Below are 26,801 nucleotides of genomic sequence, written 5' to 3'. Positions count from 1 at the left end.
TTCATCTGTCTAAACTCGTTTCTTACAAGCCGAGCGAAGGCTTGCGTTCCAGGCGGTGGTTCCCTTCGATGAAGCGTACCGTTCCCGTTTTTGCACGCATAACAACAGAATGCGTCGTGGCACGGGTTCCTTGAAAACGAACCCCTTTCAGCAATTCGCCATCTGTTACGCCAGTTGCTGCAAAAATGGCGTCGTCACCCTTGACCAAATCATCCATGAATAATACTTGGTGCGGGTTGGTCAGCCCCATTTTGACACAACGTTGAATTTCTTCTTCGCTTTGCGGCAGCAGCTTGCCCTGGATTTCTCCTCCGAGGCATTTCAAGGCAACCGCAGCCAGCACGCCCTCTGGCGCTCCGCCAGAACCGAACAAAATGTCTACACCCGTATCAGGGAATGCCGTATTGATCGCCGCAGCCACATCGCCGTCCGAAATGAGGCGGATACGCGCGCCAGCCTCGCGAATTTCGTGAATGATGCGGGAATGGCGGTCACGGTCGAGGACAATCGCGACCAGGTCGCTGATATCTTTGCCTTGTGCCGCGGCTACTGCTTTCAGGTTGTCGCGGATCGGAGCGTTGATGTCTACTTTCCCGACCGCTTTTGGCCCTACTGCCATTTTCTCCATATACATGTCAGGAGCATGCAGCAAATTTCCGCGATCGGCAATGGCAATGACAGAAATCGCGCCCCATGTCCCTTTTGCGAGAATATTGGTTCCTTCCAACGGGTCGACAGCCACATCTACCGCTGGCGCTACTCCTTGACCGAGGCGCTCGCCGATATAAAGCATCGGAGCTTCGTCCATTTCGCCTTCCCCGATTACAACTACGCCATCCATCGGAACTTTTTCAAATTCCTTGCGCATGGCAGTCGTTGCCGCATCGTCAGCCTCATCTTTTCGTCCTAACCCCATCCAACTGGCGGAAGCCAAAGCAGCCGCTTCGGTTACACGCACCAGTTCCAGTGTCAAACTGCGCTCCATTCTGGAAGACTCCTCTCCTGATGATTGGTTAACGTTGTGGGCTTTCCGTGTGCTGCAAGCCTACCCGAATCACGTCGGCACCGAGCGTTTGCAGCTTGCCCACCAAATTTTCATAACCACGGTCGATATGCTCAAGACCTTCCAGCTCGGTCGTGCCGCTCGTTGCCAACCCGGCGATAAACAGCGCCGCTCCTGCCCGCAGATCAGAAGCCACGACTTTCGCTCCGTTCAGCTTGCTGCCGCCTTCGATCACAGCCGAGCGTCCTTCTACCTTCAGTGTCGCCCCCATGCGCCGCAATTCATCCACATGGCGAAAACGCGAGCTGTAAATATTGTCTGTGACGATGCTCGATCCTTTGGCAAGAGTCAGAAGCGTCGTGATCGGCTGCTGCAAGTCTGTAGGAAAACCCGGATACGGACTTGTCTTCACATCGATAGAACGGTAAGAATCCCGGCCCATCACCTGAATGCAATCGTCCATTTCCATCACTTGTGCGCCAATCTCACGCAACTTGGCGGTCAGCGACTCCAGATGCTTCGGAATCACGTTTTCCACCAGCACGTTGCCATTCGTAGCCGCTGCCGCGATCATGTACGTACCGGCTTCAATCCGGTCCGGAATAATCGTATGACGGCAACCCCGCAGACGCTCCACGCCCTGGACGCGTATGACGTCCGTACCCGCGCCTTTGATGTTTGCTCCCATATTGTTGAGCAGAGTCGCCACATCGACGATCTCCGGCTCACGGGCAGCGTTTTCAATAATGGTCACGCCATCTGCCTTGGAGGCAGCAAGCATGATGTTGATCGTAGCTCCTACGCTGACGAGATCAAGGTATATTCTCGCACCTTGCAGACGACCGCGCTTGGCCCGGATGGTCATCACGCCGTTTTTGTTCTCGACCTCGGCGCCCATCGCTTCAAAGCCTTTGATATGCAAATCGACAGGTCTTGGCCCCAAATCGCATCCGCCAGGCAATCCTACCTGTGCCTCTCCGAATTTGGCAAGCAAGGCTCCCCACAAATAGTAAGAGGCGCGCAGCTTTTTGATTCTGCCGTTAGGCATGAGCATCAGCTTCATCAAGCGCCCGTCGATTTCCATCCAGTCTTCTTCGAACAGCACGTCAGCTCCCATTTCCCGCAGGAGCTCGTGATAGATATCTACATCCTGAATACGGGGCAGATTTTCAATAACAACAGGTCCATCCGCCAACAATGCGGCAGGAATCAGTGCGACTGCGCTGTTTTTTGCTCCGCTGATGGTCACCGTTCCCGCTAGCGGTTTTCCACCATTGATGATCAGCTTATCCATGCATCGCTCTCCTCAGGTGTAATCGGGAAAGAAGCACCTTCCCCAATGAGAAAGGTGCTTGAACTTTCGGTACGTGTCCTTATTTTTGCATGCTTGCCCAGTCAGCGAGGAACTTCTCCAAACCGCTGTCTGTCAATGGGTGAGCAATCAGTTGCTTGAATACTTTTGCCGGAATGGTAGCGAAGTGCGAACCACGGCGAGCGGCTTCTGTCACATGAACAGGGTGACGAACAGATGCTGCGATGATTTCCGTATCGATGCCATGCACAGAGAAAATCTCTGCGATGTCTTCGATCAGCTGCATGCCGTCTTGACCGATATCGTCCAGACGTCCCAGGAACGGAGACACGAAGCTTGCACCAGCGCGAGCAGCAAGCAGCGCTTGGTTAGCGGAAAACACCAGCGTTACGTTCGTTCTGATCTTGCGCTTGGCAAAATACTTGGTTGCCTTCAGACCTTCAGCCGTCATCGGCAGCTTGATCACGATGTTTTTGGAGAGAGAAGCCAGCTTTTCGCCTTCTTCAATCATCCCTTTGGCATCGGTGCTGATGACTTCCGCACTGATCGGTCCATCTACGATATCGATGATCTCTTTGAGGGTTTCGACAAAGTCACGGCCTTCTTTTGCAACAAGAGAAGGGTTCGTCGTTACTCCAGCCAAAACGCCCCATTCGTGAATCTCGCGAATTTCATCTACATTTGCCGTATCAATCAAAAAACGCATGATTATCCTCCTAGTTACGCGCGGTTGCTACTTCCGAACAGGCGCATTTTTCCTTTTACGACTTCCTTGATCGCATCGCGAGCAGGACCCAGGTATTTGCGCGGATCGATTTCGTTAGGTTTCGCAGCCAACGCTTTGCGAACCGTTTCGGTGCATGCGACTTGGCTTTCTGTATTTACGTTGATTTTTCCTACGCCCAGTCTGATCGATTCCACAATCGCATCGTCTGGTACGCCGGAACCACCGTGCAGCACGATTGGCGCTCCGATGTTGCTTGCTACTTTTTCGATAATGTCGTAGCGAATTTTTGGCACGCCTTTGTACATGCCGTGAGCTGTTCCCACTGCAATGGCTACGTAGTCTACTTTTGTTTCTTCCCAGAAGCGGATCGCTTCTTCCGGATTCGCCAGAGTAGCGTCTTCCTCGTCAACAGACAGGTCGTCCTCTACCCCGCCGATGGTACCGAGTTCACCTTCTACAGAAACGCCTACAGCGTGAGCAGCCTCAACAACCTGTTTGGTCAAGCGAAGGTTATCTTCAAACGAATGGTGGGAACCATCGAACATAACCGAAGAAAATCCTGCGCGAATGCACTTCATGACAATGTCAAAGTTGCTGCCGTGATCCAGGTGCAGCGCAACAGGTACTCCTGCGCGTTCTGCCGCCACTTTTGCAATGGCTACCGTGTAATCAAGACCCATGTATTTAAGCGCTCCCTCGGAAACACCAAAAATCACAGGCGATTTTTCTTCCATCGCAGCTTCCGTAATCGCTTGAGTAAACTCGAGATTGTTCAGGTTAAATTGTCCGACGGCGTATTTATGCAATTTGACGTCTTCGGTAAAAGCGGTCATAGGTACCAGTGGCATTTGGGAAATCCTCCTCTGCTAACTTCAATCACGTGGCTTATTATATCACAGACAGGCGTATGTTAACAGGTACGCTTGTCCCCACGAAGACTTGTCCAAAGCACTAGCAGGCAAGCTGCTGCTGAACAGCCATTCGCAATTCGTCGATATCAAACGGTTTGGTGAAATGGGTAAGCGCTCCCAGTTGCGTCGCTTCCTTGATCATGTCCAGTTCGCCATAAGCGGTCATCATGATTACCTTGATTTCCTGATTGATCTTCTTGATATGCTTCAAAATCTCAATCCCGTCCATGCCTGGAATCTTCATGTCGAGAATGACCAGATCAGGCGATTCTTTTTCCACAATCTCCAGGGCCATCTTCCCGTTTGCAGCCTGGAATGTTTTGTATCCCTCTTTGCCCAGTACCTCGTACAACAAAATGCGAATCCCATACTGGTCATCGACAACCAGTACCTTTTTATCATGTTTGTCGAACACGGTTACTCCCCCCTGACGAATCCATTTCCTTAATTAATTATGGTTTCGCCTAAAATCAGGAAACTCCTGCCCGTTTTGCGCTTCGTCTATTGAAAATTTCCCGCAGTGTCCATTTCGAGTATAATTAGGAATACCATTTTTGCACTACGCAAGGAGCCGAAAAACAAGATGGATGCGCTCTGGTTGATTTGCCTGTTAACGTTTGTTATCCATACGACAGAGACACTTTCCTACGCCATTCGCTTCGCAGGCGTACAAACAGGGAGAATCGCGGTCGCCCTGTCGCTTGTCGGCATTACGCTGCTTCTCTCCCGCACCTCCAACCTGATCCAAGGTCCGTTCACTGGCGGATTGATGGATCAGGCTGCCATGCTGCACACCGATCCGAGCTGGCAGCTGCATTTGATTATCGTCGCCTCCTCGGTAGGGACGCTGGCAGCCATCGTGCTGTTTCCTACGTTTGTCCAAATTTCCAAGCGGGTGATTTCCCATCTGGAATTGGCCGGCTCGATCCCGCAAATGCTGCGCACAGCCGTCACGGTAGACAGCATCCGCCGCGTCCGGCACCACGTGCGAATCCCGAGTTGGCAAGGCATCTCCCGCTTTCGCATCAAAGGCATCCCCAAACGCCTTTTGCTGCTCAACTGCCTGGGGACAGCCATCTATACCAGCAGCGTGCTCTCCGTGCTGTATGCAACCCTTTTGACGCCTGACTACAAAGCAACCGTACTGATGTCTTCCGGCATGATCAACGGCTTTGCGACGATCTTCATGACCATTCTGGTCGACCCGCAGGTTGCCCTTTTGACCGAGAAGGCTATGCAGGGAAAAGCGACGCAGGAGTCCATTCGCGACATGTATTTGTGGCTGATGATTTCCCGCTTTTTCGGAACCGTTCTGGCGCAGCTTCTGCTTGTTCCCGCCGCTTATTGGGTAGCCTGGCTATCGCCGCTCTTTCATTGAAAACAGAAAAGACGCGCCGACGATTGATTTCGCCGGGGCGTCTTTTTTATGCAAACATTTATCGATTCAGGTTCAGGGAAGCTTTGACGAAGTCGCGGAACAATGGCTGCGGACGGTTCGGACGGGAAGTGAACTCCGGATGGAACTGGGTAGCCACATACCAAGGATGGTCTGGAACTTCCACGATTTCCACCAGGCGGCCATCCGGCGACGTACCTGCAAAGCGCAGGCCCAATTGAGCCAGTTGCTCGCGATATTCGTTGTTGACTTCATAACGGTGACGGTGGCGCTCATACACCAGTGTGCTGCCGTAAGCAGCTTCAGTCAGCGTGCCTTCTTCCACTTTGGAAGGTCCGATGCCAAGACGCATGGTTCCGCCTTTGTCCTCGATTTCCTTTTGTTCTGGCAAAAGGTCGATAACTGGATAAGCTGTTTCCGGGTTGATCTCGGAGCTGTTGGCACCATCCATGCCTGCCACGTGACGGGCAAACTCGATAACCGCGATTTGCATACCGAGGCAAATTCCGAGGAACGGCACCTTGTTTTCGCGAGCGTAACGGGTAGCGATGATTTTTCCTTCGATGCCGCGATCGCCGAAGCCGCCTGGCACCAGCACGCCGTTCACATCGCCCAGCATCTCGGCTACGTTTTCAGGCGTAACTTCTTCTGCGTGCACCCATTTGATTTCCACTTTGGAATCATTCGCATAACCGCCGTGGTACAGCGCTTCTGCTACAGACAAATAAGCGTCGTGCAGCTCTACGTATTTCCCGACGATCGCAATAGTGGTGGTCTTGGACAAGTTTTTGATTTTGCCAACCAGCGATTTCCACTCCGTCATGTCTGCTTCCTGGCAAGCCAGACCGAGATGGCGGCACACGTAGTCATCCAGACCTTGGGCTTGCAGTTGCAGCGGAACATCGTACAGTGTCTCGGCGTCTACGCACTCCACAACCGCATTTTTGTCGATGTCACAGAACAGCGCCAGCTTGTCCTTCATTTCTTGTGTCATAGGCTGTTCGGTACGAGTTACGATAACGGTTGGCTGGATGCCCAGGCTGCGCAATTCCTTCACGCTGTGTTGGGTTGGCTTTGTTTTCATTTCGCCAGCGGCCTTGATGTAAGGAACAAGAGTCACGTGAATGTACATGACGTTTTCACGGCCAATGTCGCTCTTGATTTGACGAATCGCTTCCAGGAACGGCAAGCTCTCGATATCCCCTACAGTTCCACCGATCTCGGTAATGACCACATCGGCTCCTGTTTCACGGCCAGCGCGGAAAATGCGGTCTTTGATCTCGTTGGTGATGTGCGGAATCACTTGAACTGTTCCACCCAGATAGTCTCCACGACGTTCTTTGGCGATGACGGTTGAGTAGATTTTTCCAGTCGTTACGTTGGAGTTCGCGCTCAGGTTGATGTCGATAAAGCGCTCATAGTGTCCCAGGTCCAGGTCGGTTTCCGCTCCATCATCCGTTACGAACACTTCACCATGTTGATACGGGCTCATTGTCCCTGGGTCAACGTTGATGTACGGATCGCACTTCTGGATCGTTACCTTCAAGCCCCTATTTTTCAGGAGTCGGCCCAGAGAAGCCGCTGTAATTCCTTTTCCCAACGAGGATACGACCCCGCCTGTCACAAAAATATACTTCGTCATCGTTAACGTCCCCTCTTTCCCTAACCCTTTAGTAGTAGTAAAAAACGTATGAAGACGGCTCCCAAAAAAAGAAAAACAAAAGCGAGTCCTATCCCTTCATGCAATGGGGTAGGGGCACTTTTGTTTTATAGTTTCCCTTATTTAATCCTTCTTCATGTGAAGCCCAAGGAGTATTTTATCTGTCCCTCAAGCGGAAGTCAAGGACTTATCACTTATCCTCTTCATCTTCCAACTCTTCGTCAGCTTCCTCTTCTTCAAGCTCCTCGTCGAACAGCTCGTCTTCCTCTTCTTCGAGCTCCTCTTCGTCGATTTCAGCATCGATCTCTTCATCCTCGATCTCTGCATCCTCATCAACAAATTCTTCTTCGTCTTCGAAAATGACAACATCGTCGTCTTCGTAATCCTCAACCACTTCGTCTTCGGTGTCGTAATCGTCGAAGTCGTCCTCGAGGATAATTTTTTTCTTTTTGGTTCCGCCGCCTTCTTGCGTCTCTTCAACTGTGTCAGTCGGGTACCAGCGCTTCAATCCCCACACGTTGTCGCCAAGGCATACAAAACGGCCGTCAATGTTAATTTCTGTGTATACTTGCGCGATGATTGCCATGAGTTGTTCGTTTGTCATGTTACGAACGGTAACCAGTTCATCCATCAGCTCGCGGAAGTTGTAAGTGCGGTTGGTTTCACGCAAAATTTCATACGCAATATCAACCAACGCCATCTCGCTCAGTTTCTCGGGATCAATATGAGCAAACAATTGACTCACCCAGGGCACGTCCTTTCCATTAGAAAACTATTGGGTTCAATACCGACCTCGCCCTTTTCTGGTGGACGCAGGCTTTGCATAGGCAATACATAAATGAAGTCCATTTCCTTTTTCGCATGTCGTTCAACATACGAAGGCTAACATACAGTATTCCTTATTTTAGCCGAAAATGCAAGGCTTTCAAACAAGGTGTAACCATTTTCATGTAAGATCAAATAGATAAAGAAAGGAGTGAAGCGAATGGAATGGGCACAGGAGTTTCTTTCATGTACGACAGACAAGTTTTTCGATGTGAAAAAACTCGGGGAAAAGACGATCGAACAGCTCTCCCTGGAGCAGCTTCAGCAAGCACCTTCCAGCGAGTCCAACAGCATTGCAATCATCGTCAAACATCTGTCAGGCAACATGGTAGCCAGATGGACCGATCTGTTCGGAAGCGATGGCGAAAAACCCGGCCGCAATCGCGACCAGGAATTTGAAGGCGGCTTCGCTACGAAAGAGGACCTGATCGCCTGTTGGGAGACAGGCTGGCAAGTTCTGTTTGCCGCTCTGGCCGCGCTTTCGCATGACGACCTGATGAAAACAGTCACGATCCGAAACGAGCCTCACTCCGTCATGAAAGCCATCCAGCGTCAGCTCTCTCACTACTCCTACCACGTCGGACAAATCGTTTACATCGGGAAACAGTTGCAAAACGAGCATTGGGTGAGTTTGAGTATTCCCCGCGGGAGATCGGTTGAGTATAACCAAGAAGTTTTTCGGCGGCATTCTAGTGAGGGGTAGAGCTGTTGCGATAATTTTATAACAGTCCCCTCAAGATTCGCTAAAACAATGAAGCATTCCATGCATTAAGCTCAACTATATCGCTAAACCAAAACGAACCTTGGAAAAGATTCTAGAGGTTCGTTTTGCATATTTATAGACGCTTCGTCACCGCCGATATCAAGAGACGATCCTTATGATTAGTTCCCTCAGGAACATCCACACCCCCTTTCCATCGTCGTCAATTACGATATTAGAAAACACGCCGACATTAATTGTAAATATTTTCCTTGTATTTTCGATAATCATATTGTTATTTTACAAAAAATGGTTTATGGTTAAATAGATCCCAAAATATGGGAGGGTATATAATGTTTAGAAAGAAAACATTTGTCACACTTTTGACTACCGTTCTATCACTAACCGCCTTCTCCTCTGTCAGCTTCGCTGAAGGGAATGTAAGATACTATTCTGATTCCGAGATTCAAAAAATTGCTCAAGAGCAAACAAATAACGAATGGCAAAGTAATTTTGGCAAATCTTCCAAAAACATTGCTCCTAGATCAGACTCGATGTATAAAGAATGGCCAGTGAGTTACGTCCCTAGCTATACTGAAAACAAGAGGGACGCATTTGAAATTGCTGAATTTTCCTTTGACACCCGAGATGAAGCTGGTTCTACAACAGAATTAACGGTTTCCTATAATGAATCGTCAACGGTGCAATGGACAATTTCAGGAGGACTTTCTGCTAAAGCAGAGTTTAACGTTATAGCGGTTGAGGTGGAAGCAAGCGTTAATGGAAGCGTAGCCAGAGCTTCCTCTACATCTGAGGGGATCGGCGCTAGCAAAAAATACAATTTGTATACTGGCAGAACTGGCTCTATTAAAATTTATGCCCACGGTGTTCGAACAGGCGGGGCTGTAAAATACAAGTGGCAAGACGTTTCCGGTAATTCCGGATTTAAAACTAGAACAGTAAATGCAAGATTGCCTTACAGTGAATACGACACTGGTAAGATTCATTTCGGAAAAGTAACGTATGATTGAAAAATAAAAAACAAGAGTAGAAGTTCAGCTTCTACTCTTGTTTTGCATGTCAGCAAAGAACTTCGTTATTGCAGAATCATTTACTTTCTCTGAAAGGAATCGTTGTATGAAAATGAACAGCATTGTTATCAAATGTGTTCTGGCAGTTGCCGGACTACTGTTACTGTGGCAGATTGGTATTCTCACGCTCGGAAAAGAACCAGAAAAGCAGTTGTCATATGAACAGTTTGTCAGCAGAGTTAACGGTGCCATGGATCATTTGTCCCAAACGTATAAAACAATCAAGCCTACTGCTCAACACTACACCATTTATCCGGGAAATCCAGAAATGAAATGGTCGAAAAACAAGGTAGACGCGATTGATGACGACTTATCGAAAGCCTTAACAAAAGAAATATTTATAGAAGATGGGGATATCCTGACAAAAGTCGGCTTTTATTACCATCCGTGGGTATCGGAGAAGCATTATGCCAGCGTAAACAGGATCGACAGCACAACCGGCAAAAGGCTGGGGTCTGAAATGACTTTCCCTTCTGTTTACAGCAACAGCTTTACAGCCAATGGTCTATTTATTCAGGTGACAACGTTTCGAGTTTTGCCTGCCTTACCCCAACATGCCAAACTATCCGATAAAGAGATGGAAACAAAAATGATCACCAGGAATGGCGAAATTACCTCCACCCTTCAAAAATACATTCTCGATTTCATGGAATCCGCCCCTTAAACAACCAAAACAAGGACCGCCTCTATACAAAGGTGGCCCTTGTTTCGTTTTTGCGCTCCAAACTTGCCGCTACATGTTTCTCCGATACTGACCGCCGACTTCATACAAAGCGGCGCTGATCTGTCCGAGCGAAGCGACCTTCACCGTTTCCATCAGTTCGGCGAAGATGTTTTCGCCCGCCATCGCTACTTCCTGCAAGCGGCGCAACGCCTGTGGAGCTACATCGCGATGGCGCTCCTGGAACGCTCTCAGGTTGATGATTTGCTGTTCTTTTTCTTCCTCGGTCGCCCGCGCCAGTTCGATCTCGTAGTCGTCCTCGGAAGCGTTCGGATTGATGAAAGTATTCACGCCAATAATCGGCAGCTCGCCTGTGTGCTTTTTCATCTCGTAATACATCGATTCATCCTGGATTTTGCCGCGCTGGTACTGCGTCTCCATCGCTCCCAGCACGCCGCCGCGAGAACTGATCCGTTCAAATTCCTGCATCACGGACTCTTCGACCAGATCCGTCAGCTCCTCAATAATAAACGCGCCTTGCAACGGGTTTTCATTTTTCGCGAGGCCCATTTCCTTGTTGATGATCATCTGGATCGCCATAGCCCGGCGTACAGAGTTCTCTGTCGGGGTCGTAATCGCCTCGTCGTAGGCATTGGTATGCAGCGAATTGCAGTTGTCGTAAATCGCAATCAGCGCTTGCAGCGTCGTTCTGATATCGTTGAAATCCATTTCCTGTGCGTGCAAGGAGCGTCCGGATGTTTGAATGTGATATTTCAGCTTTTGGCTGCGTTCATTCCCGCCGTAGCGGTTTTTCATCACGGTTGCCCAGATGCGGCGAGCGACCCGGCCGATGACCGTATACTCGGGGTCCAGTCCATTAGAAAAGAAGAACGACAGATTCGGCGCAAAGTCATCAATGTGCATGCCTCTGCTCAAGTAATACTCCACATACGTAAACCCGTTCGCCAGCGTAAACGCCAGCTGGGTAATCGGATTCGCCCCCGCCTCCGCGATATGGTAGCCGGAAATCGACACGGAGTAGTAGTTGCGCACCTTTTGATCGATGAAATACTGCTGGATGTCGCCCATCATTCGCAGCGCAAATTCAGTCGAGAAGATACATGTGTTTTGTCCCTGATCTTCTTTCAAAATATCCGCTTGGACCGTGCCGCGAACCGTCGACAGCGTATACGCCTTGATTTGTTTGGCTTCTTCCTCGGTAGGCTGGCGCCCTTCCTTTTGGACAAACTTCTCGATCTGCTGCTCGATGGCCGTATTCATGAACATCGCCAAAATCATCGGAGCAGGACCGTTGATCGTCATCGAAACCGATGTGCTCGGCGCACACAAGTCGAAGCCGGCATACAGCTTTTTCATGTCGTCGAGCGTGCAGATGCTCACGCCGCTCGTTCCGATTTTCCCGTAAATATCCGGACGATAATCCGGATCTTCCCCATACAAGGTCACCGAGTCAAAAGCCGTACTCAGCCGCTTCGCTTCGTCATTTTGGGACAAGAAGTGAAAACGGCGGTTCGTGCGCTCAGGCGTACCTTCGCCCGCAAATTGCCGCTTCGGATCTTCTCCCTCGCGTTTGAACGGAAATACCCCAGCTGTATAAGGGAACTCGCCTGGTACGTTTTCCTTCAGCGACCATTTCAAAATCTCGCCCCAGTCATGGAAGTCCGGCACGGCTACTTTCGAAATGCGAGTACCTGACAGCGATTCGCTGAACAGCTTCGTGACGATTTCCTTGTCGCGAATGCGAGTGACAAACTGGTCCTGTCTGTACGCTTCCTTGAGCTTGGGCCAGTTGTCGAGCACTTTGCGGCATTCGGGATGCAGCTTTTCCTCGAACAGCTTGATTTGCTTGTCGAGTACCGCGATCAATTCGGTTACTGCTTCGTCCTTGGCTGCAAGCAGCGTTTCCTTGGCGCCGTGCAGCTGATACAGCTTGCGGGCGATAGCGGACTGCTCATCGGTGTACGCCTGGTATTGGCGGACCGTATTCGCAATCTCTTGCAAATAGTTGATTCTTTCTGTCGGAATCAACGAAGTTTTGTGAATTTTCACAGGAGTAGTATCCAAATTCTCAACAGACCAGTCCACATTCGTCTTTTGCACAATTTTATGCATCAGAGCAGCAAACAGCACATTTGTGCCCGGGTCGTTGAACTGGCTGGCAATCGTACCGTAAACCGGGACCTGCTCGTCAGGCAAATCGAATAGCTGATGATTGCGACGATACTGCTTCCGCACTTCCCGCAAAGCATCTTCCGAGCCTTTGCGTTCGAACTTGTTGATCGCGATCACGTCCGCAAAATCGAGCATGTCGATCTTTTCCAACTGCGATGGCGCACCAAATTCACTGGTCATGACGTACATGGAAACATCGCACACTTCCGTCACCTGCGCATCGCCCTGACCGATCCCGCTCGTCTCCACGATGATCAAGTCAAATTGTGCGGCACGCGTTACTTGAATGGCGTCTTTCAACGCCGCCGACAGCTCCATGCCTGACTTTCGCGTCGCCAAACTGCGCATGTAGACGCGTGGCGTGTTGTTGGCATTCATCCGTATCCGGTCGCCCAACAACGCTCCACCCGATTTTTGCTTGGATGGATCGACAGACAGAATCGCGACTGTTTTTTCCGGATACGTACGGATAAAGCGGCGAACAAGCTCATCGGTCAGCGAGCTTTTCCCGGCTCCACCTGTACCTGTGATCCCGAGCACCGGAATTGACTCTGGGGCTTCCAGCACGCTTGCTTGCAGCGGTTCCTTCCACTCTGGCTGATCCACCGCATACTCCGCGACAGAGATCAGTCGGGCGACAGCCTTGTGATTCTGCTCGCGCAAGCCCTTTACTTCGTCTTCCAACTGTTTGACGGTCGGAAAATCGCTGTTTCTGATCATGTCGTTGATCATGCCTTGCAAGCCCAAACGCCTGCCGTCATCCGGCGAGTAAATTTTACAGACGCCGTATTCCTCCAGCTCGCGAATCTCGCGTGGAACGATTACTCCACCGCCGCCCCCGAAGACACGGATATGCTCCGCTCCCCGCTCGCGCAAAAGATCAATCACGTATTTGAAATATTCCACATGGCCGCCCTGATAAGAGCTGATGGCAATGCCCTGCACATCCTCCTGGATGGCAGCAGTCACGATGTCATCGACCGAGCGATTGTGACCAAGATGGATCACTTCCACTCCCGATGACTGCAAAATACGGCGCATGATATTGATCGAGGCGTCGTGACCGTCATACAAGCTGGCAGCGGTCACAAAACGCACCTTGTTTTGCGGACGATACACTTCGGTTTCCATCGTTCCACTCTCCCCGAGATTCAAGTAAATGACTTAGTCGGAGACACTGATTTCACGAAGCAACAGCGTAATCTGCTTTTCGGTGAACTCCTCCAACGTATAGTGCTTGTGCAGAGCCCAGCGACGGAACACCCACATTTCGCCCAGCACCATGATATTGTCAGCCATCAGCTTGACATGCTTCTCATCAATGCGCAGCGAACCGTCGGCAATTCCTTTTTGCAGGATCTCCACAAAAATTTGGGCAATCTCTTCTTCACGTCCGAGAACGTAACGAAGCGTTTCTTTCGGCAGCGACTTCGACTCCTGATAAATGAGCAGGACGCGGTCGCTCATCTGATCCATCACGCGGATCAAGCTTTTGAGTGCGAGCTTCAAAATTTTCAAGCCTGTGCCGTTAAAATTGATCGCTTCGCGCAAACGCGTCTCCATCTCGGCATGAATCGCATCGCAAACGAGATAAAGCACGTCTTCCTTCGATTCGATGTACTCGTACAAGGTGCCGATACTGAACCCGGAAGCCCGGGCGATCTCCCTCGTCGTCGTTTTGTGAAAACCTTTATTAATGAAGAGATGAACGGCAGCTTCAATAATCTGCTCCCGGCGTTTTTCAATCAACTTCGGGTCCTTTACCAAGGACGGTATGGTTTTTCTTCTTTCGGACACAACAAATCCACCCTTCCAACCGACTGAGCGTTTAGTCAGACACTTTCAGGAAAAGAAAGGCGCAAACGCTCATTGACGATCTTTTCGCAAACAATTATACGCGAGTAAGAGCGCAAAGCCAAACCTTTCTTTTCCACAGGCCTTATCAAAAAATCTTTTTGCGTTCAGCTAGTTGGAACAATCGTGGTTGTCGGTAATGATTTCTCTATTCTTTTAGCAGGTAGTTGCTGATTACTACGCGCTGGATTTCATTAGTGCCCTCATAAATTTGCGTGATTTTCGCATCCCTCATGAAGCGCTCGACAGGGTACTCACGGGTGTAGCCGTACCCGCCAAATACTTGCACCGCTTCGGTCGTAACCTCCATCGCGATATCGCCCGCAAATACTTTGGACATGGCAGATGCTTTTCCGTAAGGCAGGCCCTGGTCTTCCAGCCATGCAGCCTGATACGTGAGCAAGCGAGCGGCTTCGATTTTGGTTGCCATGTCAGCCAGCTTGAACTGGATGGCTTGCAAGGACGCGATCGGCTTCCCGAACTGGTTGCGTTCTTTGGCATAAGCAAGGGCGTGCTCGAAAGCTCCCTGCGCGATGCCAACCGCTTGGGCAGCGATTCCGTTTCGTCCGCCGTCCAGCGTCATCATGGCGATTTTGAAGCCTTGACCTTCCTCGCCGAGCCTATTCTCTACAGGAACTCGTACATCTTCAAAATTCACCGCCAAAGTTGGCGAGGAACGAATGCCCAGCTTTTTCTCCTTTTTGCCCATCGTGAAGCCGTCCATGCCTTTTTCCACGATGAAGGCGGTAACTCCCTTGTGTTTCAGCTCAGGGCTGGTTACGGCAAAAACGATGTAAATCTCTGCTTCACCCGCATTGGTGATGAAAATTTTGCTGCCGTTCAAAATGTAGTGGTCGCCATCGCGCACAGCAGTTGTACGCATTCCTGCGGAGTCCGAGCCTGAGCCTGGCTCAGTCAAACAGTAAGCTCCCATTTTTTTGCCTTCTGCCAATGGACGCAAAAACTTTTGTTTCTGCTCTTCTGTGCCAAACTTGTAAATCGGCCAGCTTGCCAGCGATACTTGTGCGGACAAAGTCACGCCGATCGACGCATCCACACGGGAGAGTTCTTCGACTGCAATGACGTAGCTCAAGTAGTCCGCGCCAGCGCCTCCGTATTCTTCCGGCCAAGGGATGCCCGTCAAGCCAAGCTCTGCCATCTGTTCAAAAATGGATCTGTCGAAGCGCTCTTCCTCATCGCGCTCGGCTGCTGTCGGAGCCACCTGGTTTTCTGCGAAATCGCGGATCATTTTACGCATCATGTCATGTTCTTCCGTAAGCTGGAAATTCATTTTTTTCACTCCCCCATGTGTTTTCGCCTGTTTTAGTCAGCCCAGTAACCGGGCGGCACAAAAGGCTTTTATTTAGTCAGCAAGCAAATGCTTGGCGATTACGATTCGTTGAATTTCATTGGTACCCTCATAAATCTGCGTAACTTTGGCATCCCGGAACAGACGCTCAACCGGATATTCTCTGGTGTAGCCGTACCCGCCAAACACTTGTACCGCTTCTGTCGCCAGCTCCATCGCCGTATCCGTAGCGAAGCGTTTTGCCATCGATGCTTCCATGCCGCAGGCGATTCCCTGGCTGCGCAGTGATGCTGCGCGATACACCAACAGTCTCGCTGCTTCCGCTTTTGTCGCCATGTCCGCGAGCTTGAACCCGATAGCTTGTTGCTTGGCGATCGGTTGTCCGAACTGCTTGCGTTCTTTTGCGTACTCTGTCGCGTAATGGACAGCAGCCTCGGCGATCCCCAACGCTTGCGCAGCGATTCCGATTCTGCCCGTGTCCAGGTTCGCCATCGCTATGCAGAAGCCGTCTCCCTCTTGCCCCAACAGGTTGGCAGCAGGTACGCGAGCGTTGTCAAACACCAGCTCAGTCGTGTAGGAGCCGTGCAGCCCCATTTTCTTTTCCTTTTTGCCGACGATAAAGCCCGGCGTATCTTTCTCCACGATGAAAGCGGAAATTCCTTTGCTTCCCTTGCTGGCATCCGTGACCGCAAAAGTGATGTACGTATCCGCTTCGCCGCCGTTTGTAATGAACACTTTGTTGCCGTTCAGGATGTATTCATCCCCGCTTCGCACCGCTGTCGTTCTGATGCTGCTGGCATCGGACCCGGCATGCGGCTCGGTCAGGGCAAAAGCGCCGAGATATTCGCCACGGGCCAGCTTTGCCACGTACTTGCGCTTCTGCTCCTCCGTTCCGAAGTAAAGAATCGGATTCGTTCCTACAGAGGTGTGCACGGACAAAATGACTCCCACTGTCGCGCTCACTTTGGAAATCTCGTGAATCGCCAAAATGTAGGAGACAAAATCGGCTCCGGCGCCTCCCCATTCTTCAGCGATCGGTATTCCCATCAGCCCCATCTCGCCCATCTTTTTGAGAATCTGGCGGGGAAACTCATCCTTTTCCTCCATAACCGGAACAAACGGCGCAATTTCTTTTTGCGCAAAGTCGCGTACCATGCGGCGCATCATCTCTTGCTCATCGTTCAATCGAAAATCCATGTCCGTCCTACCTTTCTGCCGAATCCTTCAGTTAGTTGTACACGTAGAATCCTCGACCGGATTTTTTGCCTAGCCATCCCGCTTTTACGTATTTGCGAAGCAGCGGGCAAGGACGATATTTGGAATCGCCGAAGCCTTCGTGCAGCACCTCCATGATGTAGAGGCACGTATCAAGACCGATAAAGTCAGCCAACTGGAGCGGCCCCATCGGATGGTTCATGCCCAGCTTCATCACTTCGTCGATCGCTTCTGGCGTTGCCACGCCCTCATACACGCAATAGATCGCTTCGTTGAGCATCGGCATCAGCACCCGATTGGACACGAAGCCCGGGAAATCATTTACGCTTACTGGCACCTTGCCCATTTGCTTCGACAAATCTTCGGTCAGCTGGTATACCTCGTCTGCTGTTTGCAGCCCGCGAATAATTTCGACCAGCTTCATCACAGGTACAGGATTCATGAAATGCATCCCGATCACTTTTTCCGGCCGCTTCGTCACTGCGGCAATTTCGGTGATGGGAAGAGAGGACGTGTTGCTCGCCAAAATCGCATGCGGCGGACATACCTCATCCAGTTTGGAAAAGATCGCTGTTTTCACCGCCATATTTTCGGTGACAGCTTCTATAACAAAATCAGCATCCGCCGCGTCTGCCAAATCGGTCGACAGGACGAGCCGGGATAAGATCGCCTGTTTGTCGTCTTCGCTCAGTTTGCCTTTTTCCACGTTGCGCGACAAGTTTTTCGTGATCGTCGCCAGACCGCGCTCCACAAACGGCTGCTGCACGTCGTTCAAATAAACGCGAAAGCCTGCCTGTGCTGCTACCTGGGCAATGCCGCTGCCCATCTGCCCTGCTCCGATGACCATTATCGTTTGTACGTTCATGTAAAAGGCCCCCTACTCCACTTTAATCAGGATAGCGTCTCCCTGTGCGGCACCGCTGCAAATCGCCGCAATCCCTAGTCCGCCACCGCGTCTTTTTAACTCGTATGCGAGGTGCATGATAATTCGTGCTCCACTCGCTCCAATCGGGTGACCGAGCGCGATCGCTCCCCCGTTTACATTTACTTTCTCGTCGTCCCAACCGACGATTTTGCCGCTGGTCAAGGTCACGGCTGCAAACGCTTCGTTCACTTCAAACAAAGCGATTTCGTCCAGCGAAACCCCTGTTTTTTCGAGCAGCTTGTTGATGGCCAGCCCTGGTGTCGTTGCAATGTACGGAGCTTCTGCTCCTACGTGCGCATGTCCGAGAATCGTAGCGAGCGGCTTGATGCCCAGCTCCTCGGCCTTGGCATCGGACATCAGCACCATCGCTGCTGCTCCGTCATTAATGCCAGGCGCGTTGCCTGCCGTAATCGTTCCGTCCTTTTTGTAGACTGGCGGCAGTTTCGCCAGACCTTCCCTGGTCGTATCCGGGCGTGGTCCTTCGTCTTTTGTCACTTGCAGCTGCTCCCCTTTTTTCTGAGGAATGGAGACGGCTACGATCTCCTCGTCAAAAAGTCCGTTCTCGACCGCTCTCGCCGTTCTCTGCTGGCTGCGCAGCGCCCAATCGTCCTGCGCTTCACGCGATATTCCGTACTCTTCAGCCACGTTGCTGCCGTGAACAGCCATCGGCACCTGATCAAACGGACAAGTGAGGCCATCGTACATCATGAGATCGCGCACAGTCGCATCTCCCATTCTCATGCCATCACGCGCCGCCGGAAGCGCATAAGGCGCATTGCTCATGCTCTCCATGCCGCCAGCAACGATAATCTCCCCGTCGCCTGCGCGAATGATCTGGTCGCCCATCGTGACAGCCCGCATCCCGGAGGCGCACACCTTGTTGATCGTCTCGCTCGCCACGTCCCATGGCAGTCCGGCCTTGCGCGCTGCCTGCCGGGAAGGAACCTGGCCTGCTCCCGCCTGAATGACCATGCCCATGATCACTTCGTCGACTTGATCGTCGGAAATGCCGGAGCGCTCCAAGGCTTCCTTGATCACGATTGCACCGAGGTCTACCGCAGACAACGCTTTCAGGGAACCGCCAAACTTGCCAAACGGGGTACGTGCCGCCCCAACTATCACCGTTTTCATCGCATGCCCTCCATTCTTATGACCGAGCGTTCGTTCATTTTCTGCTATCTTCATTTTGCCGTCTTCAACCCGATTAGTCAATGAATTATTAGAAAAGTTGGGCTATGTTAAAGCTTCTGACGCCCGTGTTTGCTACCCTTATCCCGACGAAAAAAGAACAGCCTGACTTCTTTTCCTAATCAGGCTGTTCGGGGTTCCCAAAAGAACACTTCTCGTCTTCGTCGCTTGTCAGATCGCGTCCGCCAAAATCTCCGCCACATCGCGCGTTTTGACGTCGTCTTCTTTTTCCTTGGTTTTGATTCCGTCGTTCATCATGGTCAGGCAGTACGGGCAGGCGCTGGCAATCGCGGTCGGGTTGACCTCCAATGCTTGCTCGGTACGCGCCACGTTGACACGCGAGCCTTCATGCTCCTCCATCCACATGAGGCCGCCGCCTGCTCCACAGCACATGCTGTCACAGCCGCTGCGCTTCATTTCCACCACTTCGACGCCAGGGATTGCTTCCAAGATGACACGCGGCTTGTCGTAAATCTCGTTGTAGCGACCCAAATAGCAGGAATCGTGATACGTAATCCGCTCCTTGACTTCCTTCGTCGGTTTCAAGCGGCCTTCGTTCACCCACTGGGCGAGCAGCTCGGAATGGTGGTACACTTCCGCGGTCAATCCAAACTCCGGATATTCGTTTTTGAACGTGTTGTACGCGTGCGGGTCGCAGGTGACGATCTTCTTCACTTCGTAGCCTTCGAACAACGCGATGTTTTCCTGTGCCAGTTGCTGGAACAAAAATTCGTTTCCGATGCGGCGCGCCGTATCTCCCGAGTTCTTTTCCTCATTCCCCAGGATGGCGAACTTGACGCCTGCTTCGTGCATGAGCTTCACAAAAGCATGCGAGATTTTTTGGCTGCGCAGATCAAACGAGCCCATGGAGCCGACCCAGAACAAATATTCAAATTCCTCGACCTGCTTGACGGTCGGCACCTCGTATTGACCATTCAGACCTTCAATCCATTTCATCCGGTCCTTGCGGTTGATTCCCCAAGGGTTGCCCTGGCGCTCGATATTGTTCAGGGCGCGCTGCGCTTCGGCTGGCATGCTTCCTTCGGTCATCACGAGATAGCGGCGCATGTCGATGATTTTATCCACGTGCTCGTTCATCACCGGACATTGGTCTTCACAGTTGCGACAGGTTGTACAAGCCCACAGCTCCTGCTCGGTAATGACATCGCCAATCAGGTTTTTCTCGTAAATGGACGTCGCGCCCTCGGCTGTGGCTGCCACTTCCGAAGCTTGCACAGCGATCTGGTTGGCGGTCGTTTGCGAAAAAGCAAAGCTTGGCATCCACGGCGTACGCGATGTCACAGCGGCTCCCTTTTCCGTCAGATGGTCGCGCATTTTCGTAATCAAGTCCATCGGCGAGAGCATTTTTCCGGTTCCCGCTGCCGGGCACATATTCGTACAGCGCCCGCACTCTACACAGGCGTACAAGTCGATCAGCTGTGTTTGCGTGAAGTCTTCGATCTTGCCCACGCCGAACACTTCCTGTGTCTCGTCCTCGAAGTTGATGCTCGACAGCTTTCCTGGCGGATCGAGCTTTTTGAACCAGACGTTAACCGGAGCAAACAGCAAGTGAGCGTGTTTGGACTGCGGCACGTAGACGGCAAAGCCCAACAAAATGATCAGATGCGCCCACCAGAAAATATAAAAGAGAACCGCTCCGCCCGTACTTCCTACTCCGATGGCGGAAAAGGCCATTGCCAAGACAGAGGAGATCGGAGCAAAGCCAGATGCTTCATGCCCGAGCCAAATTTGCTCAAAAGCCAGGGAGAGCAATACAGTCGCCATCAGAGAGGAGATCAGCAGCAGGACAATCCCTGACTTGAAGCCGCGCTTCAGCCGTTTCAACTTCTCGATATAGCGACGGTAAAAAGCGTATCCGACAGCAGCCAAAATCAGAAAAGTGGTGATTTCCTGCATGAGCGAAAAGTATTTGTGAGCGCTGCCAAAAGGTAGCTCGAAGCCTGTCGATAGCCCTTTGATCACCAGCTCGATCGCGCCGAATTGCAGCGTGATGAATCCGTAGAACATCACGACGTGCATAATCCCGCTTTTCTTGTCCTTCAACAGCTTCTTGTGGAAAATGACGTTGTCCAGCATCAGGTTGATGCGTGCGCCAAAGTCATTTTTCACATCCGGCTTTTTGCCCAGCTTGATGAACAAATATCTGCTGTACACAACATGTCCGGCCAGATACAGCCCGTAAGCGAGCACCAGGAAAAAAGCGATCAGATTGATAAGTGCCAGCATGTTTCTACTCCCCCACTTTCACGAGTTGTCTTTACTTTCTATCTTATCAGAATCGAAAAGAAAAATGAATGACTATTCAGTCTGTAAGTTTGATTTTTTCAAACAATGCAATAATACTGACTGAACGTTCGCTCATATTACTGTAATCCGATCTTATCACAGAAGCGGGAAATGAACCATCCTGCAAATAAAATTGGCAATATTCTCACCCTCACGCTCACGAAAAAGAAACAGCTGCCCGTTCAATCAGGCAGCTGCTAACACTTTGTTTTTCACGTTTATTTGCCGGACGCTTCTTTTGCTTCTGCAGGCGTCTGTTCTTTTTTCGCTTTTTGCTCCAGACGCACATCTGCCAGCGACTTGACTTTGGTGGCCTTGATGCGCTTGTTGCGCGGCAGATCGGTCGGCTCCAGGTTGTCGACTTCATCCTGCATGAGGGCCGCGATACCGACAGCTTTGCCTTTTGCCGCTGTGCAGTATTCGCAATTTTCCTCGTCATGCTCATGGTAGGTCTTAGGCTCCGGATACGATGTGATTACGCCTTCGAAGTTGCGCAGCACCACTTTATCGGACGCTTGCGAAATAATGTAGTTCGGGCTGACCGGGATTTTTCCGCCACCGTGCGGAGCGTCCACCACAAAGGTAGGGACAGCGTAGCCGGAGGTATGGCCGCGCAGGTGTTCAATAATTTCAATCCCTTTGCTGACAGGAGCGCGGAAGTGACCGATTCCTTCAGACAGGTCGCACTGATAGATGTAGTACGGACGGACGCGAATTTTGACCAGGTCTTGCACCAGCTTTTTCATCGTGTTGGCACAGTCGTTGATTCCCGCGAGAATCACAGCCTGGTTGCCCAGCGGAACGCCCGCATTTGCCAGCATTTCGCAAGCTTGCTTCGCTTCCGGTGTAATTTCTTTTGGATGGTTGAAGTGCGTATTCAGCCATACCGGATGATACTTTTTCAGGATGTTGCACAGGTTTTCCGTAATGCGCTGCGGGAATACGACTGGCGCGCGGGTTCCGATACGGATGATTTCTACGTGCGGAATGTCGCGCAAGCTGCTGATGATGTATTCCAGAACGCGGTCGTTGATCAACAGGCCGTCTCCGCCAGAGAGAAGCACGTCACGCACTTCCGGTCTGCTGCGGATGTAATCGATACAGGCGTCGAGCTGTTTCTTCGGCACGCCCATGCCGATCTGGCCGGAGAAGCGGCGACGCGTGCAATAGCGGCAATACATGGAGCACTGGTTCGTCACAAGGAAGAGCACACGGTCTGGATAACGGTGAGTCAAACCGGGAACAGGAGAATCGGTATCCTCATGCAACGGGTCTTCCATGTCGTACTTTGTCCGAACCATTTCGGAAGACAGCGGAACGGATTGCATGCGCACCGGATCTTTTGGATCATCGACGTCCATCAACGAAGCGTAGTACGGCGTAATATTCAAAGGAATGGTTTGCGTGGAAATACGCACGCCCTCTTCCTCTTCCGGCGTCAGGTTGATTACTTGCTTCAAATCATCTACCGTTTTAATGGTGTGGGTCAGCTGCCACATCCAGTCATTCCATTTTTCTTCCGGAACATCCTTCCAAAGTTCAATCGAACGCCAGTCACGTCTTGTCGCTACTGTCATCTGTGTCACATCTCCTCTCGTCTGTAGTGAACCATCATGCGTTTCACTCGACCAAGTAAAGATGCAAGGGTCGTGCCAATCAAATCAAAAAATTTAGAAAATAGGAAATAGAGCGTTTTGTAAGCGTTTCTTTCCTTTTAAACCAATGAAAGCGCTGCCGAAATTTCGGCATTCAACAGGGCGGGATCATTCGTTGCGAAAGCTTGTATTGCAGCGTTTGCCTTGGGATGCCCAAAAGCTTCGCTGCCCGCAGTACATTGCCATCCGTCTGTTTCAGCGCGTCCCCGATGATCCGCTCTTCCAGTTCCCGCAGAATCTCGGGCAACGTACAGCCTTCCCTGTCCGCAAGCAACGAGATTGGGATTGGCTCAGGCGTTGAAGGGCTTTGCAGCATATCCGGCTGCACTCGCTCCAGCATATGCGCTGGCAAATGCTCCATCATGATCATGTCATCCTCCACCATGTTCATCGCTGCCTCCACCACATGCTCCAGTTCCCTGACGTTCCCCGGCCAGTCGTAGCGCGCGAAAAGTTGGGCCACTTCCGGGCTGATGCCGCGCACGTTCATGCCGAACACCCGGTTGAACTTGGCCAAAAAATGCTCGACCAGCAAGTCGACATCTTCTCTGCGCTCGCGCAACGGCGGCAAGGAAAAGGAGACGACGTTGATCCGGTAATACAGGTCGGTTCGCATCAAACCTCGCTCGACAAGCAGCTGCGGAGCTTCGTTGACAGCAGCGATCACCCGCACATCCACTTTGACCGACTGACTGCCGCCGATCCGCCTGATTTGCCCATCCTGTAGCACGCGCAGCATTTTTGCCTGCAAATCGAGCGGCATGCTGTTCAGTTCATCCAAAAACAGCGTTCCGCCATCCGCCAGCTCAAACAGTCCCGGCCGATCGTCTGCCCCTGTGAAGCTGCCTTTCACCGTGCCAAACAGCAGGCTTTCCAGCAATGACGCTGGCAGCGCCGCACAGTTTTGCGCGATAAACGGCTTGCTGCTGCGCAGTGACGCGTGGTGAATCGATTGCACAAACAGCTCCTTGCCAGTTCCCGTCTCGCCGTAAATCAGCACGGGTGAAGTCGTGCGCGCGGCCTTTTTCGCCCGCTCCTTCAAGTGATTCATCTGCTCGCTCTTGGTCAAAATGTCTTCGAAGTGGAAAGCAACCTCATCCGCCCCCCGTTTGGCGCGCTTTGGTTTGCTGATTTTCGCCTGCAAGTCAACCAACCGCTCCGACAGCTCTTTCAGCTTGCCGATATCTTTTGCGACCTCAACCGCTCCGACCAGCCTTTTGCCTACTCGGACCGGGAGCGTCGTGTTAATCGTCTCTACGCGCATTCCTTTCCAGTTTTTGTACGTCTGTGTCTGATCGTAGATGGCTTCTCCGTTCTCAATGACACGCAGCAGCGTGCTCGAATGCCGGTCGAGCGAAGGAAACACCTCCAATAAAGGCTTCCCCAGCACCTCTTCTGGCGTCAACCCGTCCAGTCTTGCCGCGACGTGGTTGTAGAAAATCGTGATTCCTTCCGCATCGACCACATGAATCCCTTCATCAATGGCCCCCAGTATTGCCTGCAACATTTCTACCGTATCAGACAACGGCATGCTGGCCTCCACCCCTTTCAACCTTGCTGCCAAAAAACCATCACTATGCCGAAAATTCGGCAAAATCAACATCATCCTATCGATTTCGCGCTACTTGTACCGAGAGCATGACGGTGTAAAGCAAATGTCCACATATCCATATGCAAAATGCTGTCCACGTTATCGGAACTTTGCTCAAGAGACTAAACGGCAAGAAGGCGACTGCAAATCCAAGCATCCAGTACAGCAAATAACGGGTCCTTTTGCCGCGATCTTCACGAGGGTAAAAATACATCAGAAAAAAAGCAATGATCACACTGATCAAAAGATGGAGCAAAAGCTCCGCGATTGACGGCAAGTTTTCCATGCCCGGGACATAACTGACGTCGATCAGTACAGGAAACGTACTGGTGTCGAACAAGCCGTCTCCCAGCGCGAGAAAAGCTGCCAAACCCAGACCGGCAATAAGGCCATTCACGAGTACGAACATGCTTGAACCCTCCTTCCAACTCCTGCCGCGAGTTCCTTCTATTGTACGTGCAAAAAACCGCCCTTGCAAAGAGCGGCTTATTTTCCTAACTCCATTTTCAGTTCGTGCTCGCCAGCGTACTGCTCGTTCATCCACGTTTGGTAAAAAATTTCCACCTGTACCGGGGCGTCTTCCGCATAGCGGATACGCAGCTTGCTCGTATGTGTCTCCATGGCGAACGGCCCGTACGGACTCTGGTAGGTGGAATGCGTGCTTGCCCCTTTTTCAAAGTGCTGTCTCGTCGAAACGCCACCCTGGCGCACCAGCGTAACGGCGCTGTCCGTCAGTTTGAGGGTTGTACTGACTTCTCCCGCGCCTTCCAGCTGTTCCTTATATGTCAAATACCAGGCAGATGCTTTTTGCACAAGCTTTCCTTTGTACTCATGCGTCGTTTCATCCCATTCCCCGTCGACGCGATGTCTGGCTGACAGCTTCAGTTGTACTTCTTCCATGACGCTCTCCACACTCCACGATTTCTGCTTGCTTGTCGGACAATCAATCATCCATTCATTTTACGATCATCCTTCTTGAGTTGCAACCGCTGCCTGGTCCTTTGCGTCCGCCAAAAGGAAGCGCATGGTCGCGGCAACACCAACCGCCGCGAGCAAAAGCAATCCCGCCAGGACAAGGTAGCCCATGCCTGCTCCTGTGTAGTCAATCATGACTGTAAACACGCCGATCAGCACCAAACGCATCATCATGCCGAGCGAGTTGAAAAAGCTCATTACCCGCCCCATAAACTGTTTCGGGATCACGGTCATGTAGAGAGATTGGCGGATGAGGCGAACAGAGGCATTGCTCCAGCCGTAAAACATATAGGCTCCGATCAAAGCCCAGCCGTACGGCAAGGCCACCATGACGACGATCATGACAGCGAACAGCAGCGTGTTTGCCACCATCGCAGCCAGCTGCCCCATTTTGCGTACGACCACAGAGACGAGTATACCTGCCGCTACCGCTCCCAAAGCATAGGCCATCTCCCCGAACGAGAAGACCGAGACATCTGCTTGCAAAGTTTGGCTGACGTAAACAGGCTTCAGCAAATTGCTCGCCATCACAGCGATAAATGGCATCAAGGCACATATACCGAAGACGAGAAAGCCCTTTTTCTCCTTGATGTAGCTCCAGCTTTGCCCGAACTGGCTGATCCACGATACGCCCTGGCTCAGCTTGGCCTCGCCTTCCAATGTAAACGTATATTTCATCGTGGAAAGCAGACAAAATGCAAACAAGTACGTCAGAGCATTGAACAAAACGACAGTGGAAAGTCCGAATTTGCCCAGCAACAGCCCGGAAAACGCACCTGCGAGAACGGACGCCGTCTGTCCCTCGATTTCCAGCAAACTGTTAATGTCGTTGTAATGTTTCGGTTTGAACGTCTCCTGAACCAAGGCCGATTGGGCCGGATAATGAATCTGGTACATGAAGGTGGTAACCAAGTAAATCGTGATCAGCATCCATTCCTGATACTCTCCGAAAAAGCCCCAGACAGCCAAAACTCCCAACACGCCAAAACCGATCAAGTTTTCTACGAGCAGCATTTTTTTGCGGGAATAACGATCAATCAGCGTCCCGATATAAGGCCCGATAAAAAACATCAACACAGCCGAGACGAACATGGTCGAACCCAACAGCTGGGCCGAACCTGTGGTTTCCACTAGATACCAGGCAATCCCGATCATCGTCATGCCTTGACCGAAGCCGGAAAAAAGATTGGAGAAAAACAGCTTGCGAAACTCAGCATGCGCAAAAACTTCTCTCATGGATAACAACTCCCTCGATAATGCTTCGGCAACTTTTTATTCTCTATGCCAATTTTATCTAATTTTA

General features: G+C 51.3%; 23 protein-coding genes. 4 read left to right on the top strand and 19 right to left on the bottom strand.

The features are described 5' to 3' along the window. Positions 1-22 precede the first annotated feature (22 nt). From glpX to EDM60_RS02670, 5 genes are all read right to left on the bottom strand, one after another. Positions 23-985, bottom strand: a complete 963-nt coding sequence (gene glpX, locus EDM60_RS02690; RefSeq protein WP_063228968.1) for a class II fructose-bisphosphatase — start codon at positions 983-985, stop codon at positions 23-25. A gap of 28 nt (positions 986-1,013) precedes the next feature. Further along, positions 1,014-2,297 (bottom strand): UDP-N-acetylglucosamine 1-carboxyvinyltransferase, encoded by a 1,284-nt coding sequence (locus tag EDM60_RS02685; RefSeq protein ID WP_122962573.1) that lies wholly within the window; start codon positions 2,295-2,297, stop codon positions 1,014-1,016. A gap of 79 nt (positions 2,298-2,376) precedes the next feature. Beyond that, positions 2,377-3,021 (bottom strand): fructose-6-phosphate aldolase, encoded by a 645-nt coding sequence (fsa, locus tag EDM60_RS02680; protein ID WP_122962572.1) that lies wholly within the window; start codon positions 3,019-3,021, stop codon positions 2,377-2,379. A gap of 14 nt (positions 3,022-3,035) precedes the next feature. Then, complete coding sequence (gene fba, locus EDM60_RS02675; RefSeq protein ID WP_063228965.1) at positions 3,036-3,890, bottom strand: class II fructose-1,6-bisphosphate aldolase; 855 nt, start codon at positions 3,888-3,890, stop codon at positions 3,036-3,038. 103 nt (positions 3,891-3,993) lie between these two features. Next, positions 3,994-4,368 carry a response regulator gene (locus EDM60_RS02670; protein ID WP_023555166.1) on the bottom strand — a complete coding sequence of 125 codons (375 nt, stop codon included), beginning with the start codon at positions 4,366-4,368 and terminating at the stop codon, positions 3,994-3,996. 168 nt (positions 4,369-4,536) lie between these two features. On the opposite strand from EDM60_RS02670, the gene EDM60_RS02665 reads away from it, so the two are divergent. Then, a complete protein-coding gene (locus tag EDM60_RS02665) occupies positions 4,537-5,331 on the top strand; it encodes a lipid II flippase Amj family protein (protein ID WP_063228964.1) in 795 nt (264 codons plus the stop codon). 58 nt (positions 5,332-5,389) lie between these two features. Here EDM60_RS02665 and EDM60_RS02660 read toward each other — a convergent pair whose 3' ends face one another. Both EDM60_RS02660 and rpoE read right to left on the bottom strand, forming a co-directional pair. Further along, positions 5,390-6,991, bottom strand: coding sequence for a CTP synthase (locus EDM60_RS02660; protein WP_122962571.1), 1,602 nt, complete (start codon positions 6,989-6,991; stop codon positions 5,390-5,392). 208 nt (positions 6,992-7,199) lie between these two features. Beyond that, on the bottom strand, positions 7,200-7,754 hold the full coding sequence (gene rpoE / locus EDM60_RS02655; protein WP_122962570.1) for a DNA-directed RNA polymerase subunit delta: 555 nt from the start codon (positions 7,752-7,754) through the stop codon (positions 7,200-7,202). 240 nt (positions 7,755-7,994) lie between these two features. Between rpoE and EDM60_RS02650 the strand changes: the two genes are divergently transcribed. From EDM60_RS02650 to EDM60_RS02640, 3 genes are all read left to right on the top strand, one after another. After that, positions 7,995-8,537 carry a DUF1572 family protein gene (locus EDM60_RS02650; RefSeq protein ID WP_122962569.1) on the top strand — a complete coding sequence of 181 codons (543 nt, stop codon included), beginning with the start codon at positions 7,995-7,997 and terminating at the stop codon, positions 8,535-8,537. Positions 8,538-8,887: 350 nt separating this feature from the next. Further along, positions 8,888-9,565, top strand: a complete 678-nt coding sequence (locus EDM60_RS02645) for a hypothetical protein (RefSeq protein WP_122962568.1) — start codon at positions 8,888-8,890, stop codon at positions 9,563-9,565. 106 nt (positions 9,566-9,671) lie between these two features. Continuing rightward, positions 9,672-10,289: a hypothetical protein gene (locus tag EDM60_RS02640; protein WP_122962567.1), complete on the top strand. Its 618-nt coding sequence runs from the start codon at positions 9,672-9,674 to the stop codon at positions 10,287-10,289. A 69-nt stretch (positions 10,290-10,358) separates the two neighbouring features. Here EDM60_RS02640 and icmF read toward each other — a convergent pair whose 3' ends face one another. From icmF to EDM60_RS02580, 12 genes are all read right to left on the bottom strand, one after another. Then, positions 10,359-13,610 (bottom strand): fused isobutyryl-CoA mutase/GTPase IcmF, encoded by a 3,252-nt coding sequence (gene icmF, locus EDM60_RS02635; protein ID WP_122962566.1) that lies wholly within the window; start codon positions 13,608-13,610, stop codon positions 10,359-10,361. A gap of 33 nt (positions 13,611-13,643) precedes the next feature. Continuing rightward, positions 13,644-14,276, bottom strand: a complete 633-nt coding sequence (locus EDM60_RS02630; RefSeq protein WP_063228957.1) for a TetR/AcrR family transcriptional regulator — start codon at positions 14,274-14,276, stop codon at positions 13,644-13,646. Positions 14,277-14,481: 205 nt separating this feature from the next. Continuing rightward, positions 14,482-15,624: an acyl-CoA dehydrogenase gene (locus EDM60_RS02625; protein WP_063228956.1), complete on the bottom strand. Its 1,143-nt coding sequence runs from the start codon at positions 15,622-15,624 to the stop codon at positions 14,482-14,484. A 72-nt stretch (positions 15,625-15,696) separates the two neighbouring features. Then, positions 15,697-16,839, bottom strand: coding sequence for an acyl-CoA dehydrogenase (locus EDM60_RS02620; protein WP_122962565.1), 1,143 nt, complete (start codon positions 16,837-16,839; stop codon positions 15,697-15,699). A gap of 31 nt (positions 16,840-16,870) precedes the next feature. Further along, the gene (locus EDM60_RS02615; RefSeq protein ID WP_122962564.1) at positions 16,871-17,722 is read right to left on the bottom strand and encodes a 3-hydroxybutyryl-CoA dehydrogenase; all 852 of its coding nucleotides are present in this window, start codon (positions 17,720-17,722) and stop codon (positions 16,871-16,873) included. A gap of 12 nt (positions 17,723-17,734) precedes the next feature. Then, positions 17,735-18,913 (bottom strand): acetyl-CoA C-acetyltransferase, encoded by a 1,179-nt coding sequence (locus EDM60_RS02610; RefSeq protein WP_122962563.1) that lies wholly within the window; start codon positions 18,911-18,913, stop codon positions 17,735-17,737. Between the two features lie 228 nt (positions 18,914-19,141). After that, positions 19,142-21,217, bottom strand: coding sequence for a (Fe-S)-binding protein (locus EDM60_RS02605; protein ID WP_122962562.1), 2,076 nt, complete (start codon positions 21,215-21,217; stop codon positions 19,142-19,144). A gap of 278 nt (positions 21,218-21,495) precedes the next feature. Beyond that, positions 21,496-22,854, bottom strand: coding sequence for a lysine 2,3-aminomutase (kamA, locus tag EDM60_RS02600; RefSeq protein ID WP_122962561.1), 1,359 nt, complete (start codon positions 22,852-22,854; stop codon positions 21,496-21,498). 172 nt (positions 22,855-23,026) lie between these two features. After that, complete coding sequence (locus EDM60_RS02595) at positions 23,027-24,463, bottom strand: sigma-54 interaction domain-containing protein (RefSeq protein ID WP_122962660.1); 1,437 nt, start codon at positions 24,461-24,463, stop codon at positions 23,027-23,029. 76 nt (positions 24,464-24,539) lie between these two features. Further along, a complete protein-coding gene (locus EDM60_RS02590; protein WP_122962560.1) occupies positions 24,540-24,932 on the bottom strand; it encodes a hypothetical protein in 393 nt (130 codons plus the stop codon). Between the two features lie 77 nt (positions 24,933-25,009). Next, positions 25,010-25,423, bottom strand: a complete 414-nt coding sequence (locus tag EDM60_RS02585) for a YwiB family protein (RefSeq protein ID WP_122962559.1) — start codon at positions 25,421-25,423, stop codon at positions 25,010-25,012. Between the two features lie 66 nt (positions 25,424-25,489). After that, complete coding sequence (locus tag EDM60_RS02580; RefSeq protein ID WP_122962558.1) at positions 25,490-26,734, bottom strand: MFS transporter; 1,245 nt, start codon at positions 26,732-26,734, stop codon at positions 25,490-25,492. Between the last annotated feature and the right edge of the window lie 67 nt (positions 26,735-26,801).

This window comes from Brevibacillus parabrevis (assembly GCF_003710905.1).
Classification (GTDB): domain Bacteria; phylum Bacillota; class Bacilli; order Brevibacillales; family Brevibacillaceae; genus Brevibacillus; species Brevibacillus parabrevis.
Note: the sequence above shows the minus strand (reverse complement) of the source record. Positions and strands in the feature narration are given on the sequence as shown.

Coding starts and splice junctions, on each gene's coding strand:
- glpX (WP_063228968.1), bottom strand. CDS start 985: ATGGAGCGCAGTTTGACACTGGAACTGGTGCGTGTAACCGAAGCGGCT.
- fba (WP_063228965.1), bottom strand. CDS start 3,890: ATGCCACTGGTACCTATGACCGCTTTTACCGAAGACGTCAAATTGCAT.
- EDM60_RS02625 (WP_063228956.1), bottom strand. CDS start 15,624: ATGAATTTCCAGCTTACGGAAGAACATGACATGATGCGTAAAATGATC.
- EDM60_RS02605 (WP_122962562.1), bottom strand. CDS start 21,217: ATGCTGGCACTTATCAATCTGATCGCTTTTTTCCTGGTGCTCGCTTAC.
- EDM60_RS02650 (WP_122962569.1), top strand. CDS start 7,995: ATGGAATGGGCACAGGAGTTTCTTTCATGTACGACAGACAAGTTTTTC.
- EDM60_RS02665 (WP_063228964.1), top strand. CDS start 4,537: ATGGATGCGCTCTGGTTGATTTGCCTGTTAACGTTTGTTATCCATACG.
- EDM60_RS02580 (WP_122962558.1), bottom strand. CDS start 26,734: ATGAGAGAAGTTTTTGCGCATGCTGAGTTTCGCAAGCTGTTTTTCTCC.
- EDM60_RS02590 (WP_122962560.1), bottom strand. CDS start 24,932: ATGTTCGTACTCGTGAATGGCCTTATTGCCGGTCTGGGTTTGGCAGCT.
- EDM60_RS02615 (WP_122962564.1), bottom strand. CDS start 17,722: ATGAACGTACAAACGATAATGGTCATCGGAGCAGGGCAGATGGGCAGC.
- EDM60_RS02640 (WP_122962567.1), top strand. CDS start 9,672: ATGAAAATGAACAGCATTGTTATCAAATGTGTTCTGGCAGTTGCCGGA.
- EDM60_RS02645 (WP_122962568.1), top strand. CDS start 8,888: ATGTTTAGAAAGAAAACATTTGTCACACTTTTGACTACCGTTCTATCA.
- EDM60_RS02620 (WP_122962565.1), bottom strand. CDS start 16,839: ATGGATTTTCGATTGAACGATGAGCAAGAGATGATGCGCCGCATGGTA.
- kamA (WP_122962561.1), bottom strand. CDS start 22,854: ATGACAGTAGCGACAAGACGTGACTGGCGTTCGATTGAACTTTGGAAG.
- icmF (WP_122962566.1), bottom strand. CDS start 13,610: ATGGAAACCGAAGTGTATCGTCCGCAAAACAAGGTGCGTTTTGTGACC.
- EDM60_RS02595 (WP_122962660.1), bottom strand. CDS start 24,463: ATGCCGTTGTCTGATACGGTAGAAATGTTGCAGGCAATACTGGGGGCC.
- EDM60_RS02610 (WP_122962563.1), bottom strand. CDS start 18,913: ATGAAAACGGTGATAGTTGGGGCGGCACGTACCCCGTTTGGCAAGTTT.
- EDM60_RS02660 (WP_122962571.1), bottom strand. CDS start 6,991: ATGACGAAGTATATTTTTGTGACAGGCGGGGTCGTATCCTCGTTGGGA.
- EDM60_RS02585 (WP_122962559.1), bottom strand. CDS start 25,423: ATGGAAGAAGTACAACTGAAGCTGTCAGCCAGACATCGCGTCGACGGG.
- fsa (WP_122962572.1), bottom strand. CDS start 3,021: ATGCGTTTTTTGATTGATACGGCAAATGTAGATGAAATTCGCGAGATT.
- EDM60_RS02685 (WP_122962573.1), bottom strand. CDS start 2,297: ATGGATAAGCTGATCATCAATGGTGGAAAACCGCTAGCGGGAACGGTG.